A 15621-nucleotide genomic window follows, 5' to 3' on the forward strand; every position below is an offset into this window, starting at 1 on the left:
GCTGCGCAGCAGGCTGATCTGCGTGCGCTCCTCGATGCTCAGGCTTGAATATGCTTGGCCCATCGCCTCAGGTCTTTGATTCAGTTCGGGTGTTGCGCTTCAGTTTAGAGTGCGCCCAGGGTAGAGCTCGCCGAATTCTCCTGTTTTGACAAATACAGTTCCTTCGCCCTTTGTGTTGCATTCGTTGCCCGGAGGCGCCTGACCCATTACAAAATCAGCAATGCGATCCAGACTCACCGGTTCGACCGGCTCGGACGTATCAAGCAACTTGCCACTCGAAGCCAGAGAGAAGATCAACTCTCGCAGGCGATCCACACCCCCAGGCGCATTCGCAATGTGGCCAAACTCGGCCAGAAACTGCTGCGCGTCCATCAGGCTTCGTCCCCGCTGCGGTTGTCCAGCCGCGCGCGCGACAGGGCAACGGCCTGGTGCAGCTTGGCCTGCAATACCTCCTTGGATGGCAGGGCGGTGAGGTACTCGGCCACGTGGATGCCGCTGGCGTCCAGCTCCAGCAGCTCGATCTGTTCGCGCTTCTTGTGGCCGCTGCACAGGATGATGCCCAGGGGCGGGGCTTCGCCCGGTTCCTGCTCGTGTTTGGCCAGCCAGCGCAGGTACAGCTCCATCTGGCCCTTGTATTCGGCCTTGAAGTCGCCGAGCTTCAGATCAATGGCCACCAGGCGTTTGAGGCGGCGGTTGTAGAACAGCAGGTCGATGTAGAAGTCGTCCTGGTCGAGCTGGATGCGCTTTTGCCGCGCCACGAAGCTGAAGCCCGCGCCCAGCTCCAGCAGAAAGCCTTCGAGCTCGCGCAGGATGGCGTCTTCCAGATCTTTCTCCAGGTAGCGGTCTTGCAGGCCCAGGAAGTCGAGCACGTAGGGGTCTTTGAGCACCAGGGCGGGCGTCATCTCGCCCGTCTGGCGCAGGGTGGCCAGCTCTTGTTGGATCAGCTCGGCGGGCTGTCTGGACAAGGCCGTTCGCTCGAACAGCTGGGAGTCCATGCGGTCTTGAAGGATGCGGGTGCTCCACCCTTCCTGCTGGCACATCTGCAGGTAGAAGTCGCGCTTGAGCGGGTCGCCGATGTAGATCAGCGCCTTGAGGTGGGTCCAGCTCAATTGTCTCCGCGCTGCGGAGACAGTTGGCTCGTCGGGGAAGGCCTCGGCAAAGCGCAGCATGTGGCGCAGGCTTTTCTCGGAAAAGCCGCGCCCGTACTCGGCCTCCAATTGTCTCGCCAGCGCGGAGACAATGCGTTCGCCATAGCCGGCCCGCTGGCCTTGCAGCACCTCGGTGCGGATGCGCTGGCCGATATGCCAGTAGAGCTGGGTGAGCGCGCTGTTGACCGTGCTGGCCAGCTGCTGGCGGCTTTGCTCGATGAGCTGTCGGATGTCGCCCAGCAGCTTCGGCGTGGGATCAAGCATTGAGTCGCTCATGCCTGGGGCTCCCCCGCCTCGGTCTCGGCGTTGAAGTGGTGCGCCAGCGCGTCGGCCAGTTCGGTCTTGAGGCGGTTTTCGGTTTCCTGGATCTGGCCGAGCAGGGTCTTGTACTTCTCCAGCAGCACGTCGGGGTCGTGGCTCTCCTCTTCCGGTGCGTTGGGGTTCTTCAGGTCCAGGTTGTAGATGGGCCAGTAGATGCGGTCGCCCGCGGCCTGGGCATCGCGGGCTTGCAGGCGCAAACCCTCAGCCTGCGGGCGCAGCGTTTCAATCTGCTCTTCCACCGCTTTGCGCTGTTGCGGGTCGGTCACGCCCTTGATGGAATCTCGCAGGGCGCGCATCTGGCCTTCGACGGCGCTGGCCTCATTGTTCAGTTGTTCAGCGCGGGTCCAGTGGGGCTGGGCAGCGGCTTCGGCTTGCTCACGCTTGGTCTTGAAGTCAACCTTCCAGGCGTGTTCGTTTTCTTCCCGGTCGGCAAAGCCATTGGCTTCGCTGCCCCACCAGTCCTGCAAGGGTTTGAACTCCTCAATGCGGATGGGCTTGGTCTTGCTGTAGCTCTTGTAGCCCGGCGGGTAGGGGTGTTCGTAGAACCAGATGGTGTCGGTGTGGAAGCGCTCGGTGCCGTCTTCCGCCTGCGCGCCCTTGGTGAAGAACAGCAGATTGGTCTTGATGGTGGTGTAAGGCGCGAACACGCCTTTGGGCAGGCGCACGACGGTGTGGAGGTGGCAGTCGCGCAGCAGCATGCGCTTGAGCGTGCCCTTGATGCCGTCTCCAAACAGGAAGCCGTCGGGCAGCACCACGGCGGCGCGGCCGTTCTCCTTGAGCAGCTTCTTGACGATGAGGGCCATGAACATGTCGGCCGTCTCACGCGTGCGCAGGTCCGCCGGATAGTCGCTGCCGACGCCGTCGTCCTCGTAGCCGCCGAAGGGCGGGTTGGTGATGATGCAGTCCACCTTGTCCTGGGCGCGCCACTCGTTCCAGCCCACGCCGAGCGTGTTCTTGCGCTCGATCTGGCTGGGCACGTCAATCTCATGCAGCAGCATGTTGGTGGTGCACAACAGGTGCGGCAGCTGCTTTTTCTCGATGCCTCGAATCAGTGTCTCGATGGCCGCCTTGTCGGCAGCACTGGACTTGGCGGTGAGCTGGTGGCGGAAATGGTCGATAGCGGCCGTCAGGAAGCCGCCCGTGCCACAGGCAGGGTCCATCACGGTTTCACGTCTGGCTAGGCTTGGGTTCAGACGATCAGCCATCAAATGCGTGATGGCACGAGGCGTGTAGAACTCACCCGCGTTGCCGGCGCCGCGCAGGTCATTGAGCAGCTGCTCGTACACATCGCCCAGGTTGGCGCGTACGGTGAAGTCGTCGAAGTTGATGGCTTCTTCCAGCTTCTCGATCACGGCGAGCATCTCCGCATAGGCCAACGCCTGCTGCATCCCGTGCCCAACCGGAAACCGGGCCTGCTTCGCCTCGACCACGGCGAGCGGAACATTCGGCCGAGCGTAGAGCACATAGTCCGCGCGCTTGGGCCCGCCCTTGGCCTCCGGGTTGCGCACCCGCGCGGCCAGCTTGCCGCGCACCATCACCCGCCCGTCGGTGAGGCTGACCTCCTCCCGGAACTGCGCCTGCTGCCATCCAGCGGCCTGGATGGCGGGCGTGATGAACTTGGTACAGATGTCCCGTTCACTGAGTTCGTGCTTGTCCACCTGAGTGCGCTCCCCGTCGCCTTCGATTCTTTGCTTGGGTGGTGCTCAGCTGGTGGGAAACACCCCCTCGGGCCGAAGTCTACCGGTCGTCATCTGTCTGTCTGAAATTCGGAAAAATCAACAAAATCGGTGTTTTGGAGGGGTGCGTATTCTGCCCGGCCGAAGATGGCCAGCAGTTGGCGGTCAGAAGGTGGACGCAGCGATCACTTGCCCACAGCCAACCGCCGCCAGATGCTCGCCCCGTTTCGCCCACCGCCCGGCCGGTCACCCGGCCCGGCGCCCGCTGCCAGGCCCAACCAGTCCGCCTGATCCCGCCTGTCGTCCAGCACCACCGTGCCCCTCGGATCGGCCGTCTGCCCTGCCGTCACCCACGGCAGCGCCTGCACATCCGCCTGCCGCGCCAGCCACAGCACCTCGGCGTCTGACCCGGCGGCGCCCGCAGCCGATGGTGCGTCCGCCTCCGCCGGCTCCGCCGCGACTTCCACCCCCAGCCCCGCGCCCACGCACCTCGTCCACACCCTCAGCCACCCCGCCCCGTGCAGCCCCGCCAGCACGCCCGCCGCCATCTGCCCCGCCGGCACCGCACACACCCAGCGCTGCAGGTTCCGCAAGGCCGGCCGCATGCTCAGGCTGGTCGGTGTCGGGTGCGTCAGCAGGCGCTGATACGCCGGTTCCTCCAGCACCTGCGCATCCCGCAGGCCGTAGAGCGTGAAGAAGCGTGGGCCCGGGCCGTCGTCCGCGCGGGCCCAGCGCAGGCCCCAGTGCAGGCCGGGCACGGTGCAGCGTTCGGGCACGTGCTCGTGGCGGTGCCAGTGCTCGTAGTCGTCGGCCCGTGCCGGGTCGACGTCGTTCCACAGCGCCAGCACGGCGCCGACGGGCTCACCGGGCTGAATCGGCTGCATCGGCGTCCTCCACGGCCTCCACCGTCCCGTCATCCTCAGGCGATGGGCACAGCACCACCTTGGTGGCGCGCTTGTCGTGTGCCAGGGCGAAGCCCTCCAGGCCGCGGGCCAGCGGCAGCACGTGGCTGACCATCGGCGCCAGCGCTTCGGCCTCGTCGGCCAGCAGCTGCAGCACCTGGGGCCAGGCGGCTTCGCTCGGGCGGAAGGAGCCGCGCAGCTGCTGTTCGCGCCGCACCAGGGTGGTCAGGTCCAGGTCGAGCGGGCGGGCGTGGATGCCGGTGACCACCAGCACGCCGCGTCGCTTGAGCAGGGGCAGGGCCGCGGTGATGCTGGCGGGCACGCCGGTGGCCTCGACCACGAGGTCGAAGGGCTGGCCGTCGGTGTGGGGGCGCACGGCGTCGGCCAGGGGCTGGCGGGCGACGTCGACCAGGGCGTCGAAGCCGAGTGCGCGCAGGGCCTGCAGGCGGGGGGCGTCGTCGTGGCCGCTGATCACCACCTGGGCGGCGCCGGCGCGCCGGGCCAGCACGGCCACGCCCTGGCCGATGGTGCCGGGGCCCATCACCAGCACGCGCTGTCCCCTCACATCACCGGCCACCTGAAGGGCCTGCCAGGCGATGGACAGCGGCTCGGCCAGGGTGGCCAGGGCGTCGGGCAGGTTGTCGGGCACGGGCACGCAGTTGCGTTCGGGCACCAGCACCCAGGGGGCGAAGGCGCCGGGGCGGGTCATGCCCAGGCCGGTGCGGGTCTCGCAGGCGTCGGGGTCGTCGCGGGTGCAGGCGGCGCACTGGCCGCACACGATCGACGGGCGCACCACCACGCGGCGCCCGGCATGGCGGCCGTCGCAGGCGCGGCCGACGAACTCGTGGCCGAGCGTCACCGGCAGGCGCGGGGCGATGAAGTGGTAGCTGGGGGTCCAGTCGTCCACGTGCAGGTCGCTGCCGCAGATGCCGGTGGCCAGCACCTGGATGCGCACCTGGCCGGGCGCGGGGGCGCCGGGTGGTGGGACGTGGCGCAGCTGCAGGCCGGGGGCGGCGACGGTCTTCTGGAGGGCGAGCATGGGATGCGCCTTCAATCGATGGTGATGCCGACCTTGCGGATGACGGCGCCCCACTTGCGCGATTCCTCCTGGATGAAGCTGCGGAAGCTGGCCGCGCTGCCGCCGCCGGGCACCAGGCCCTGGCGGATCAGGCTCTCGCGCACGGCGGGCAGCTGCAGCACGGCCTGGATGTCGGCGTTCATCCGCTCGACCACGGCGCTCGGGGTGCCGGCGGGCGCGAACACGCCGTTCCAGGCCAGGGCCTCGAAGCCGGGCAGGCCGGATTCGGCCAGCGTGGGCAGCTCGGGGTGGCCGTCCATGCGCTTGAGGCCGGTGGTGGCCAGCAGGCGCAGGCGGCCGCCCTGCACCAGCGGCAGCAGCGGCGGCTCGACGGTGAACAGCATCTGCGTCTCGCCGCCCACCAGCGCGGTGGCGGCCGGCGGCGAGCCGGCGTAGGGCACGTGCACCGCATCGACGCCGATCTGGGTGAGCATCAGTTCGGCCGTCAGGTGCGAGGAGCTGCCGTTGCCCACCGAGCCGTAGTTGAGCTTGCCGCCTTCCTTGCGGGCCCAGGTGATGAATTCAGGCAGGGTGCGGGCCGGGTGGTCGGCGCGCACGGCCAGCACGTTGGGTTGCGAGGTGGTCAGGATCACCGGCAGCAGGTCGCGCTCGGGCTGGTAGGGCAGGCGCTTGTACAGATAGGGCGCGAACGCGATGGGGCCGTTGAAGCCGAGGCCCACGGTGTGGCCGTCCGGCGCGGCCTTGGCCACCGCGTCCATGCCGAGGGTGCCGCCGGCGCCGGCCTTGTTCTCGATCACCAGCGGCTGGCCCCAGCGGGCGCGCAGGGGCTCGCTCAGGGCGCGGGCGATGGTGTCCAGCGAGCAGCCGGCCGGGCAGGGCACGATGACCTTGACCGGCTTGTCCGGCCAGGCGGCGTGGGCCGGCAGCACCGCGGCGCAGGCGGCCAGGGCGATGGCCCGCAGCGGCCAGGACTGCGCCGGGCGGTGCGGGCGGGTGGCTGCGGTGGCGGCGGTGCCCTCCGGCTGGTCGGCGTGGGTGCGGGCAAGGGCCTGGTCGGCGTGGGGCATCGTGGGCCGGGTCATGTCGTCTCCTGTCGTGTCGGGGGTCTGCCGGGGCCGTGGCGCCCCGGATCGGCCCGATTGTTCCCAGCCGGCAGCGAAACTTCAAAGATGGATCCGGTATGGTGGCCATATCCACAACAGATGACTGACCCCGATGGACCGCACGCTGGAGCTGCGACACCTGCGCTATTTCCTGGCCGTGGCCGAGGCGGGCAGCTTCAGCGCGGCGGCGCAGAAGCTGTTCATCGCCCAGCCGCCGCTGTCGTCGCAGATCCGTCAGCTGGAGCAGGCGCTGGGCCGGCCGCTGTTCACCCGCCACGCCCGCGGTGCCCATCTGACCTCGGCCGGTGAGGCGCTGCTGCCGCGGGCCCGCGCCATCCTGGCCGCGGTGGCGGCCCTGCCGGACGAGCTGGACCGGCCCGATGCCGCGCCGCGGCTGGCGCTCGGCTATGTGCCGTCGGCCAGCAGCACGCTGCTGCCGGACGTGCTGCAGGGCCTGCGCGAAGGCACTGGCGATGGCACTGGCGAAGGCCCTGTCGACGGCTGGCGGCTGGAGCTGCACGAGCAGATCACCGACCAGCAGGTGCAGGCCCTGCACGCCGGCACGCTGGACGCCGGGCTGGCGCGCAGCCCGGGCGCGCGCCACGGGGTGGACGTGCTGTGCGCGCTGGACGATCCCTTCGTGCTGGCCACGTCGGGTCCGGCGGCCGCAGGCGGCCCGGTCGCGCTGGCCGACTGGGCCCGCGCGCCCTTCATCGCCTTCACCCGCCACCGCGGCCCGGCCACCTTCGACCAGTCGATCCGCTGCTGCCTGGAGGCGGGCTTCAGCCCGCGCATCGCGCACGAGGCCAGCACCGTCCACGGCGTGCTGGACCTGGTGCGCGCCGGCCTCGGCGTGGCCCTGGTGCCGCGCTCGACGGCGGTGCTGGCGGGCCCGGGGCTGCGCTTGCTCCGGCTGGCCCATCCACCGCAGCACGAGCGCCTGTGCCTGATCGCCCGGCCGGGCGATCCGAACCCGCTGCTGGGGCCGCTGCGCGTGCGGGTGCAGGCGGCCCTGGACCACCTGGAGGCGCGGTTGACGCAGGTGTTGCCGGGGTGAACGTGGGGGACGGGTGGCCGCCGGATCAGAGTGGCGCACCTACACTCTGACCGATACCTCCGGTACGCGTGTACCGCCACCGGGCGTACCGCGATGGGGCCTGCGTATGCAAATCGAACAGATCCGACTCAAGAATTTCCGAGCGTTCCGTGATGTCCAGATGAAGGACATTCCGCGCTTCTGCGTGCTGGTCGGGGCCAACGGCAGTGGCAAGAGCACCTTGTTCTCGGTCTTCGCCTTCCTGCGCGATGCGATGGCGAGCAACGTGACCGTGGCCCTCGCCCGCCTGGGCGGCAGCCGTGGCATCCAGGAGGTGCGCAGCCGCGGGGCGCAAGGGCCGATCGAGATCGAGTTGAAGGTGCGCACCGAGCTCGCGGACGGGCGGTCCCGCCGCATCACCTACGAACTGCACATCGATGAGCGTGATGGCCGGCCGGTCGTGTCGAAGGAGGTGTTGCGCTACAACCGGGGCAACCGGGGCGGGCGACCCTGGAAGTTCCTGGACTTCGGCGACGGCCAGGGTGAGGCCGTGACCAACGAGCTGGATTCGGTGACCGACGAGAGTCAGCTGATCCGCGAGACCCAGCGACTGAAGTCAGCCGACATCCTGGCCATCAAGGGGTTGGCGCAGTTCGAGCGTTTCCCGGCCGTGGTGGCGCTGGGCAACCTGATCGAGAACTGGCATCTGTCGGATTTCCACATCAGCCGGGCGCGGCCCGAAGCGGAGGCCGGCTTCGCCGATCATCTCAGCCGTGAGGGCGAGAACCTGTCGCTGGTGGTCGAGTACCTGCACCGCCACCATCCTGATCTGTTCACCCGCATCCTGGACCGCCTCACGCATCGCGTCCCCGGTGTGACCCGCGTGGAGGCCAAGACGACCGAGGAAGGGCGTGTCCTTCTGAAGTTCGCCGACGGTGCGTTCGAGGACCCGTTCCTGGCGCGCTTCGTCTCCGACGGCACGATCAAGATGCTGGCCTACCTGGTGCTGCTGTACGACCCGCTGCCGCATCCGCTGCTGTGTGTGGAAGAGCCCGAGAACCAGCTCTACCCATCCCTGCTCTGGGATCTGGCCGAGGAATTCCGTACGTACGCGGCACGCGGCGGCCAGGTCTTCGTCTCCACGCATTCACCGGATTTCCTCAATGCCGTCCAGCTCGACGAGGTGTTCTGGTTGGCGAAGGAGGCTGGCTACACCCACATCCACCGTGCCGCTGACGACGCCCAGCTGAGGGCCTACATGGATGCGGGTGACCGCATGGGCTTTCTCTGGAAGGAGGGGTTGTTCACCGGGGCGGATCCGCGATGAGGCATCTGGTCTTTCTGCTGGAGGGCCCATCCGAGAAGGAGGCCATCCACGCGTGGCTGCCGATGCTGTTGCCCGACGGCGTGCAGGCGCACTTCATCGTCTTTGAAGGCAAGCAGGACATGGAGCGCAGGCTCGCGCTCAAGCTTCGCCACTGGATGCTGGCCGACAGCCGGTTCATCGTCCTGCGGGACCAGGACAGTGCTGCTTGCACGGACGTGAAGGCCGCTCTCGTTGCCTGCTGCAAGGCATCCGGCCGTGAGGCCGAATGCGTGGTCAGGGTCGCCTGCCACGAGCTGGAGAGCTTCTTCCTGGGGGACTGGCAGGCTGTGGCGCAGGCCTTCGGCATGCCCCGTCTGGCGGATCTGGACCGCAAGGCGGTCTACAGGGATCCCGATCGCATCGCGTTGCCGGCCGCTGAACTGGAGCGTCATGTGCCCGGCTATCAGAAGCGAGAGGGTGCCAGGCGCATCGCGCCCCACATGGATCTGCAGCGCAACCGGTCACGCAGCTTCCTGCAGCTTCGAGATGCGATCACCCGGATGGTGGCGGCATGAGCGGCTTGCGGAAGTGGTCCTGGGTCGCCCTCGCCGCATGCCTCAGCCTGCTGGGCGCCGGCTGCACCACCGCCCCCAGCCATCCCGCGCTGCACACGCCGGCCTTCGAGGCCACGCCGCTGCTGCCGGTGCGCGCCTTCGTCGCCGATCTGGACGGCAGCGGTGCGCACCAGATCTCGCCCGACGGGCGGCGTCTGCTGTGGATGGCCCGTCAGGGCCTGGGCCCGGCGATGTTCGTCAAGGACCTGGAGTCGGGCGCCGTGCGCAGCTATCCGGTGCGGGCGCCGGGCGTCTGGGCGCGCGACAGCCGCCACGTGCTGCTGCACATGGACCAGGGCGGCAACGAGAACACCCACCTGCTGCGCTTCGACGCGACGGCGCCGACGCTGCAGCTGCAGGACCTGACGCCGTTTCCGCGCACCCGCGCCGTGCTGCACGCGCAGATCGAGGACAGCGATGACCTGCTGGTCGAGAGCAACCACCGCGATCCGCAGGTGTTCGACCTCTACCGGCTGGAGGCGGCCAGCGGTCGGCTGCGCCTGCTGGCGCGCAATCCGGGCGATGTCGCACGCTGGCTGACCGATCCCGCCACCGGCCGGCTCGTCGCCCGTGCGGCCCGCCGCGGTGGGCCGGGGCAGGAGCAGTGGGCGGTGGAGGTGGTGGTGGCTGAGGTGCCGGCCGGATCCTCCGCGGCGCCGTCGTTGGCGGTGGCGCCCGCGGCGTCGGCGGTCTCCTCGACCGCACGCGTCTGGCCGGATGCCGGGACCCGGACCGAGCCCACGCCCGTCACCGCGATGGCGCCTTCGCCTGACGCCGCCCCTGAACCCGTCTGGCAGGAGCGCTTCCGCATCGACTTCATGGCGCAGCTGGAGCCGCTGCGGCTGGCCGCCGATGGCCGTTCACTCTGGGCGTTGTCCAGCCGCGGGCGCGACACGCTGGCGCTGGTCCGGCTGGATCTGGCGGATGGCCAGGAGGAGGTGCTGCTGCACGATCCGGCCACCGACGTGGCCGGCGCTGCCTTCAGCCGCCGCAGCCGCATGCCGGTGGCCGCCTGGCTGGAGCCCGATGCGCAGGTCTGGCGCGTGCTGGATCCGGCCTGGGCCGATGTGCCGCGGCTGCTGGCCGGCCCGCACGGCAGCGCGCCGTCGCGGGTGACGCTGATGGGTGCCACCGACGACGAGCGCCGCCTGATCGCCAGCGTGCTGCGCGCCGACGGTGGCGAGACGGTGCTGATCGACCGGGATACCGGCCGACGTGAGGTGCTGGCCGAAGCGGCCCGCAGCCGGCTGGCGGCGCGCACGCCGCTGGGCGTGCAGCAGCCGCGCCAGTGGACCGCCCGCGACGGCCGTCCGCTGCACGGCTATCTGACGCTGCCGCCGGGTGCAGCCACAGCCACAGCCACAGGCGTGGCCACGGCGGCGGGCCCCGCCACCACCACCGCTGCCGCTGAAGCCGCAGCCACCACCCAGCCGCCCACCCGCCTGCCCACCGTCGTCTACGTCCACGGCGGCCCCTGGGCGCGCGATCTGCACCTGTGGCCCGATCCGCTGCCCACCTTCCTGGCCAACCGCGGATATGCGGTGCTGCAGGTCAACTACCGCGGCTCCACCGGCTACGGCCGCGCCTTCCGCGATGCGGCCATCGGCGAGTTCGGACGTGCCATGCACACCGATCTGGTCGATGCGCTGGACGCCCTGGTCGCCGAGGGCACCACCGATCCGGCCCGCGTGGCGATCATGGGTTACAGCTTCGGCGGTTATGCCGCCCTGGTCGGCATGACGACCCCGCCCGCACGCTTCGCCTGCGGCATCAGCGGTGTCGGCGTCACCGATCTGGCCCGCCTGATCGAGGACATGCCGCCGTACTGGAGCCTGGGCCGTCCGATGTGGCTGCGCTTCGCCGGTGATCCGGCCGATCCGGCCCAGCGGGCCGAGCTGCTGGCCCGCTCGCCCCTGACCCACGCGGCCCGCGCCCAGGGCCCGGTCCTGCTGCTGCACGGCGCCAACGATCCCCGCGTGCGCCTGGACCAGGCCACGCGCATGCACGAGGCGCTGCGCGCGGCCGGCCAGGTGTCCACGCTGCAGGTGTTCCCGCACGCGGGCCACGGCTTCCACCGCTGGCAGGACAACCTGCGCGCCTACCGCCTGACCGAGGATTTCCTGGCCGGCTGCCTGGGCGGCCGCAGCGCGGGTTTCGACCTGTTCGAGCTGGGGGCAGCGGTGCTCTGAGCGCCCTCACGGTCCGTGACGGGATGGGCTGCACCCCGCCCGCCCCGTGGGGTTCAAGGCCGGCGGTGAGGGCCGACAGGTGCTCTTGCAGGCGGCGCTGCCGGCGCCGTCGTGGCACGCACAATCGCCACCCGAGCCTGCCGGGGCCTGCGTCCGCATCCGGCACGGCCGTGTCTCCCCCCACCGCCACCGCGTTGTCCGCCGATGCCCACCGTCCTCGAGATCCTTGCCCATGCACCCGCGTCCGTGCCGGTGACCCATCCCGCCCCGGAAGCGGCCCGTTTCTTCGCCCAGGGGGAGTTGCCGCTGGATGCGCTGGTGGTGGAGGTGGACGGCTTCGGCCCGTTGGCGCAGCCCCTGCCGGCCGAGCGGGCGCAGGCGCTGCAGGCCCTCAGCGCGCCGGCCCGCTTCGGTCGTCGAGAGCAGACGCTGCTGGATACCCGTGTACGACACACCGGCGAGATCGATGCCGATCGGCTGGCCTTGCAATGGCCGACCGGGGGCTTCGCCCGGCTGCAGCAGGAGGTGGCCCGGGCGCTGGGTGTCGAACAGCTGGACGCGGCACTGCACAACCTGCTGATCTACGGCGCCGGCCAGTTCTTCAAGCCGCATCAGGACACCGAACGCCACCCTCGCATGGTGGCCACGCTGGTGCTGGTCTGGCCGAGTGCGCACCTGGGCGGTGATCTGCGCGTGACCCTGGGTAGCGATGAGGGTCTGCTGGCCTCGCAGCATCTGCAGGCACCGACCCTGCGCTGGTTCGCGTTCTATGCGGACTGCCGACATGAGGTGCTGCCGGTGAGCGAGGGTTGGCGCGTGGTGCTGACCTTCGATCTGATGGTGCCCGCCCAGACCGCCAGCCCGCGGTTTCCCCCCGCCTGGCTGGCGGACCTGCAGGCGGCCTTGCAGCTGGAGGTCGATGCGCAGCCCGAGGCCCGTGCCTGGGTGCTGCTGCTCGACCACGAGTACACCGAGCATGGCCTGCGCTGGCCCCTGCTCAAGGGGGATGACCGTTGGCGTGTGGCCGCATTGCGCACGGCTGCCCAGGCGCTGGGCCTGCAGCAGCACCTGGCCCTGGCCGAGCTGCACGAGACCTGGAACGCCCAGCCGGTCTTCCGCTCGCGCGTCAGCCGTTCCGGCCGTACGTACGACGAGATCACCGATGAGGTCAGCCCGCAGGACCTGATCGACGCGGAGATGACGCTGGACTTCTGGGTCGACACGCAGGACCGGGTCAGCCGCAAGGGCCATCTGACGATCGATCCGCAGCAGGTGCTGAGCTTCGTGGCCACCGGCGAGGACCACCGCACGGCCGAGGAGTACGAGGGCTACATGGGCAACTATGGCGACACGCTGGACTACTGGTACCGCCGCGCGGCGCTGGTGATCCGCAGCCCCTTGGCCGAGGCGCGGGACGCCTTCACGCTCGACTTCGACGCCGCCCTGGCCGAGGCGCGTCGCCTGGCGGCCGATCCGGCCCAGGCCGCGGCCCTGACCGCGCGGGTGAAGGCCGCGGACCGTGCGCTGCAGGACCGGATCCAGCAGCAGGGCCGCGCGCTGCTGGAGGCCTGCATGGATCTGGCAGTGGGCATGGACGATGTCGAGGCCGCCGTGGCCCTGTTGCTGCACTTCGACCCGACGAGCTTCCTGCCCGAGGATGCCGCCACGCTGGCCCGTCTGGCCCGCAGCGGCCATGGGTCACAGGGCCTGCTGCGGCTGCTGCAGGCCTGGTACGCGCCGGATGGACGCCCGTGGTACCGGGCCGGCCCGTGGCGCGCGGGGGCGTCGCCCTTCACGCCACCGAGCCTGTGGCCGGCGGATCTGGCCGCCTTCGTCACGGCGGCGCAGGCCGCGGCCTGGCCGGCCGAGTGCCTGACGGCCTTCTTCCGCGTCGGCCTGGTGCTGCTGGCGCGCTTCCATCGGTCCGCCCAGGACATCACGCCGGCGCAGCGCCAGGCGCTGCAGCCGGCCTTGATCGCTCAGGTGGCGGACTGGGCCCGGGTGCTGGTCGCGGTGCCGACGCAGGCGCTGCTGCCCGCATCGGCCACGGCGCCGGACGTGCCGCATCCGCTGCATGGCCTGATCGACGCCGTGCTGTGCTGCCCGCTGCTGTATCCATTGGCCGACCTGGTCGGCGTGGTGCAGGCCTGCGGGCCCGTGGCCCGGACCTGGCCGCCGACCGACAGCCTGGCGGCCCAGGTGCAGGCCGCCTTGCGGGCCGAACTGGACGAGCCCCCCCGCGCCGCCGATGACCACCGCCTGCGGCGTGTGGCGTGGACCTGTCGGTGCAAGGACTGCGCCCAGGTGATCGCCTGGGCCGAGGAGGCGTCGGCGCAGCCCCTGGTGCTGTCCATGGCCGAGCAGTGGCGCGTGCACGTGCAACAGCGCTGCGAGGCGGCGGGGGCCGGGCTGTCGTTCCAGACTGTCAAGCAGGGTTTGCCGTACAAGCTGGTGCTGGCCAAACCCCGGGACCTGCATCTGCGCGAACAGCTGCGGCGCACGCAGTGCTCACGCGATCACGCGATGCTGGCCCGCGCTGCCGCCAGCCCCTGGACACCGGCCACGATGCGCACCGGATCCAGCAGCGCATAACCCATCACCAGACCGGCACAGCGCGGCACGGCCTGCGATCCGGCAGTGCCCGCATCGGTCGGCAGGTAGAGTGGCCCGACCGGATGCACCCGCACGCCGTGGGCGAGCGCGGCGGCCACCAGGGCCGGCTCGGCCTGCGCCGGCAGGGCGGGAAACCAGGCCACCAGGTGCAGCCCGCTGGCGGCCCCCTCGATCCTCACATGACGGCCCATCTGCTGCGTCAGCGCGGCCACCAGGGCCCGTTGGCGGGCCTGCTGCAGGCGCCGCATGCGCCGCACATGGTGGTCGTAGCGGCCATCGGCCAGCAGGGCGGCCAGGGCCCGCTGCGGGGCGGTGGCGCCGTGGCGGTCCGCCAGCCGGCGGGCGGCCACGAAGGGCGCCACCAGCGCCTCGGGCAGCACCAGATAGCCCAGCCGCAGCTGGGGCGAGAGCGTCTTGGAGAAGGTGCCCACGTGGATGACGCGATCGCCGGTGTCCAGCGACCACAGCGGGGTCTGCGGCCGCACCGCGTGGCGGTACTCGCTGTCGTAGTCGTCCTCGATGACCCAGGCCTGCCGGGCGGCCGCCCAGGCCAGCAGGGCCTGTCGACGGGCCAGCGGCAGGCAGCCGCCGAGCGGGAACTGGTGCGAGGGCGTGACGCAGGCCAGGCGCGCGTGCGTGACGGCGGCCAGGTCCTCGGTGCGCAGGCCGTGCGTGTCCACCCCGACCCCGTTCAGCCGGGCGCCGCAGGCCTCGAAGGTCCGGTGGGCTATCCGGTAGCCCGGGTTCTCCACCACCACGGGGTCGCCGGGATCGAGCAGCAGCCGCGCGCACAGGTCCAGCCCCTGTTGCGAGCCGTTGACGACCATGATCTGCTCCGGTCGGCAGGCCAGCGCCTTGGTCCGGCTCAGATGGGCCTGCAGCGCCAGGCGCAGCGCCGGGTGGCCGCGCGGGTCCTCGTAGCCCAGCCGGGCCGGGCGCTGCCGCTCGGCCGCGCGCAGCGCCTTGAGCCAGGCCTGGCTCGGGAAATCGGCGCCGGCCAGCGGGCCGTAGACGAAGTCGATCACCGGGTCCGGGGCTTCGCTGGCCACCGGCTCGGGCCCGCCCAGGCCCATGGCCGCGACGCGTCGGCCGATGGCCGAGAGCCGGGGTGCTGGCGGGGCGGCCGGCGGGCTGACGGGCCCGGCCTTGGGTGCGGCCGTTGAGGCCACCGTTGATGCGGCCATCGGCATGGCCGTGGATGGGCCCGGGCCCGGCCGTGCGCGGCGCAGGGCATCGGCCGCGCCCATGGCCACCCGGGCCGCGGCGCCTGCGCGGGTCTCGATCAGGCCATCGGCCGCCAGCTGTTCGTAGACCAGCATCACGGTGCCGCGGGACAGGCCACGCTCGGCCGCCATCGCGCGTGACGAGGGCAGCGCCGCACCCGCCGCGTGGGTGCCGTCGGCGATGCGCGCGCGCAGCTCGGCCTCGAGGGCGCGGCTGCGGCCGCGGCGGGGATCGTCCGGGGTGGGCATGGGCAACTGGTCCGGTCAGATGGTCGGAAACTGGCCATTTTCAGCGAGCCGGATGCGGTGCACAGTCCGCTGCGGGGCCGGCGCCGCAGCGGTCGCGGCGCCTGATTCCAGGGGCGCCGCGGTCCGTTCAGGCCGAAGCCCTGCACCACCCCGCGCGCACCGCGCCGCCCACGCCCGCCATCCCACCCCCCGCCACCCACTC

The 15621-nt window shown here is 70.8% G+C and carries 11 protein-coding genes and 1 pseudogene; 5 read left to right on the forward strand and 7 right to left on the reverse strand.

The window, feature by feature from the left end; all coding sequences use genetic code 11:
• Nucleotides 1-99: 99 nt before the first annotated feature.
• From AACH11_RS24630 to AACH11_RS24655, 6 genes and pseudogenes are all read right to left on the reverse strand, one after another.
• Nucleotides 100-372: a restriction endonuclease subunit S domain-containing protein gene (locus AACH11_RS24630; RefSeq protein WP_341376940.1), complete on the reverse strand. Its 273-nt coding sequence runs from the start codon at nucleotides 370-372 to the stop codon at nucleotides 100-102.
• On the reverse strand, nucleotides 372-1412 hold the full coding sequence (locus AACH11_RS24635) for a PDDEXK nuclease domain-containing protein (RefSeq protein WP_341376941.1): 1041 nt from the start codon (nucleotides 1410-1412) through the stop codon (nucleotides 372-374). Before AACH11_RS24635 ends, AACH11_RS24630 begins: the two co-directional genes overlap by 1 nt.
• Before the next feature lie 434 nt (nucleotides 1413-1846).
• Nucleotides 1847-3127, reverse strand: a pseudogene (locus tag AACH11_RS24640) (HsdM family class I SAM-dependent methyltransferase); the annotation flags it as partial.
• Between the two features lie 203 nt (nucleotides 3128-3330).
• Nucleotides 3331-3993, reverse strand: coding sequence for a hypothetical protein (locus AACH11_RS24645; protein ID WP_341376943.1), 663 nt, complete (start codon nucleotides 3991-3993; stop codon nucleotides 3331-3333).
• Between the two features lie 13 nt (nucleotides 3994-4006).
• A complete protein-coding gene (locus tag AACH11_RS24650; protein ID WP_341376944.1) occupies nucleotides 4007-5086 on the reverse strand; it encodes a zinc-dependent alcohol dehydrogenase in 1080 nt (359 codons plus the stop codon).
• 11 nt (nucleotides 5087-5097) lie between these two features.
• On the reverse strand, nucleotides 5098-6168 hold the full coding sequence (locus AACH11_RS24655) for a Bug family tripartite tricarboxylate transporter substrate binding protein (protein WP_341376945.1): 1071 nt from the start codon (nucleotides 6166-6168) through the stop codon (nucleotides 5098-5100).
• 133 nt (nucleotides 6169-6301) lie between these two features.
• Here AACH11_RS24655 and AACH11_RS24660 point away from each other — a divergent pair, with 133 nt between their 5' ends.
• The 5 genes from AACH11_RS24660 to AACH11_RS24680 all read left to right on the forward strand — a co-directional run bounded on the left by AACH11_RS24660 (nucleotide 6302) and on the right by AACH11_RS24680 (nucleotide 13926).
• A complete protein-coding gene (locus AACH11_RS24660) occupies nucleotides 6302-7246 on the forward strand; it encodes a LysR family transcriptional regulator (protein ID WP_341376946.1) in 945 nt (314 codons plus the stop codon).
• 106 nt (nucleotides 7247-7352) lie between these two features.
• Nucleotides 7353-8552 (forward strand): AAA family ATPase, encoded by a 1200-nt coding sequence (locus AACH11_RS24665; protein ID WP_341376947.1) that lies wholly within the window; start codon nucleotides 7353-7355, stop codon nucleotides 8550-8552.
• Nucleotides 8549-9106, forward strand: a complete 558-nt coding sequence (locus AACH11_RS24670; RefSeq protein WP_341376948.1) for a DUF4276 family protein — start codon at nucleotides 8549-8551, stop codon at nucleotides 9104-9106. The genes AACH11_RS24665 and AACH11_RS24670 overlap by 4 nt, the downstream gene beginning before the upstream one ends.
• Nucleotides 9103-11334, forward strand: a complete 2232-nt coding sequence (locus AACH11_RS24675) for a S9 family peptidase (protein WP_341376949.1) — start codon at nucleotides 9103-9105, stop codon at nucleotides 11332-11334. Before AACH11_RS24670 ends, AACH11_RS24675 begins: the two co-directional genes overlap by 4 nt.
• Before the next feature lie 204 nt (nucleotides 11335-11538).
• The gene (locus tag AACH11_RS24680) at nucleotides 11539-13926 is read left to right on the forward strand and encodes a 2OG-Fe(II) oxygenase family protein (RefSeq protein ID WP_341376950.1); all 2388 of its coding nucleotides are present in this window, start codon (nucleotides 11539-11541) and stop codon (nucleotides 13924-13926) included.
• Here AACH11_RS24680 and pdxR read toward each other — a convergent pair.
• On the reverse strand, nucleotides 13851-15419 hold the full coding sequence (pdxR, locus tag AACH11_RS24685) for a MocR-like pyridoxine biosynthesis transcription factor PdxR (RefSeq protein WP_341376951.1): 1569 nt from the start codon (nucleotides 15417-15419) through the stop codon (nucleotides 13851-13853). The two genes, AACH11_RS24680 and pdxR, sit on opposite strands and share 76 nt — an antisense overlap.
• Nucleotides 15420-15621 lie beyond the last annotated feature (202 nt).

Source organism: Pseudaquabacterium rugosum, assembly GCF_038066575.1.
In the GTDB taxonomy this organism is placed as follows: Bacteria; Pseudomonadota; Gammaproteobacteria; order Burkholderiales; family Burkholderiaceae_C; genus Pseudaquabacterium; species Pseudaquabacterium rugosum.

Bases quoted from the DNA above. Each gene is read 5' to 3' on its own strand.
- AACH11_RS24630 (WP_341376940.1), bottom strand. From the start codon at position 372: ATGGACGCGCAGCAGTTTCTGGCCGAGTTTGGCCACATTGCGAATGCG.
- AACH11_RS24635 (WP_341376941.1), bottom strand. From the start codon at position 1,412: ATGCTTGATCCCACGCCGAAGCTGCTGGGCGACATCCGACAGCTCATC.
- AACH11_RS24650 (WP_341376944.1), bottom strand. From the start codon at position 5,086: ATGCTCGCCCTCCAGAAGACCGTCGCCGCCCCCGGCCTGCAGCTGCGC.
- AACH11_RS24655 (WP_341376945.1), bottom strand. From the start codon at position 6,168: ATGACCCGGCCCACGATGCCCCACGCCGACCAGGCCCTTGCCCGCACC.
- AACH11_RS24660 (WP_341376946.1), top strand. From the start codon at position 6,302: ATGGACCGCACGCTGGAGCTGCGACACCTGCGCTATTTCCTGGCCGTG.
- AACH11_RS24665 (WP_341376947.1), top strand. From the start codon at position 7,353: ATGCAAATCGAACAGATCCGACTCAAGAATTTCCGAGCGTTCCGTGAT.
- AACH11_RS24670 (WP_341376948.1), top strand. From the start codon at position 8,549: ATGAGGCATCTGGTCTTTCTGCTGGAGGGCCCATCCGAGAAGGAGGCC.
- AACH11_RS24675 (WP_341376949.1), top strand. From the start codon at position 9,103: ATGAGCGGCTTGCGGAAGTGGTCCTGGGTCGCCCTCGCCGCATGCCTC.
- AACH11_RS24680 (WP_341376950.1), top strand. From the start codon at position 11,539: ATGCCCACCGTCCTCGAGATCCTTGCCCATGCACCCGCGTCCGTGCCG.
- pdxR (WP_341376951.1), bottom strand. From the start codon at position 15,419: ATGCCCACCCCGGACGATCCCCGCCGCGGCCGCAGCCGCGCCCTCGAG.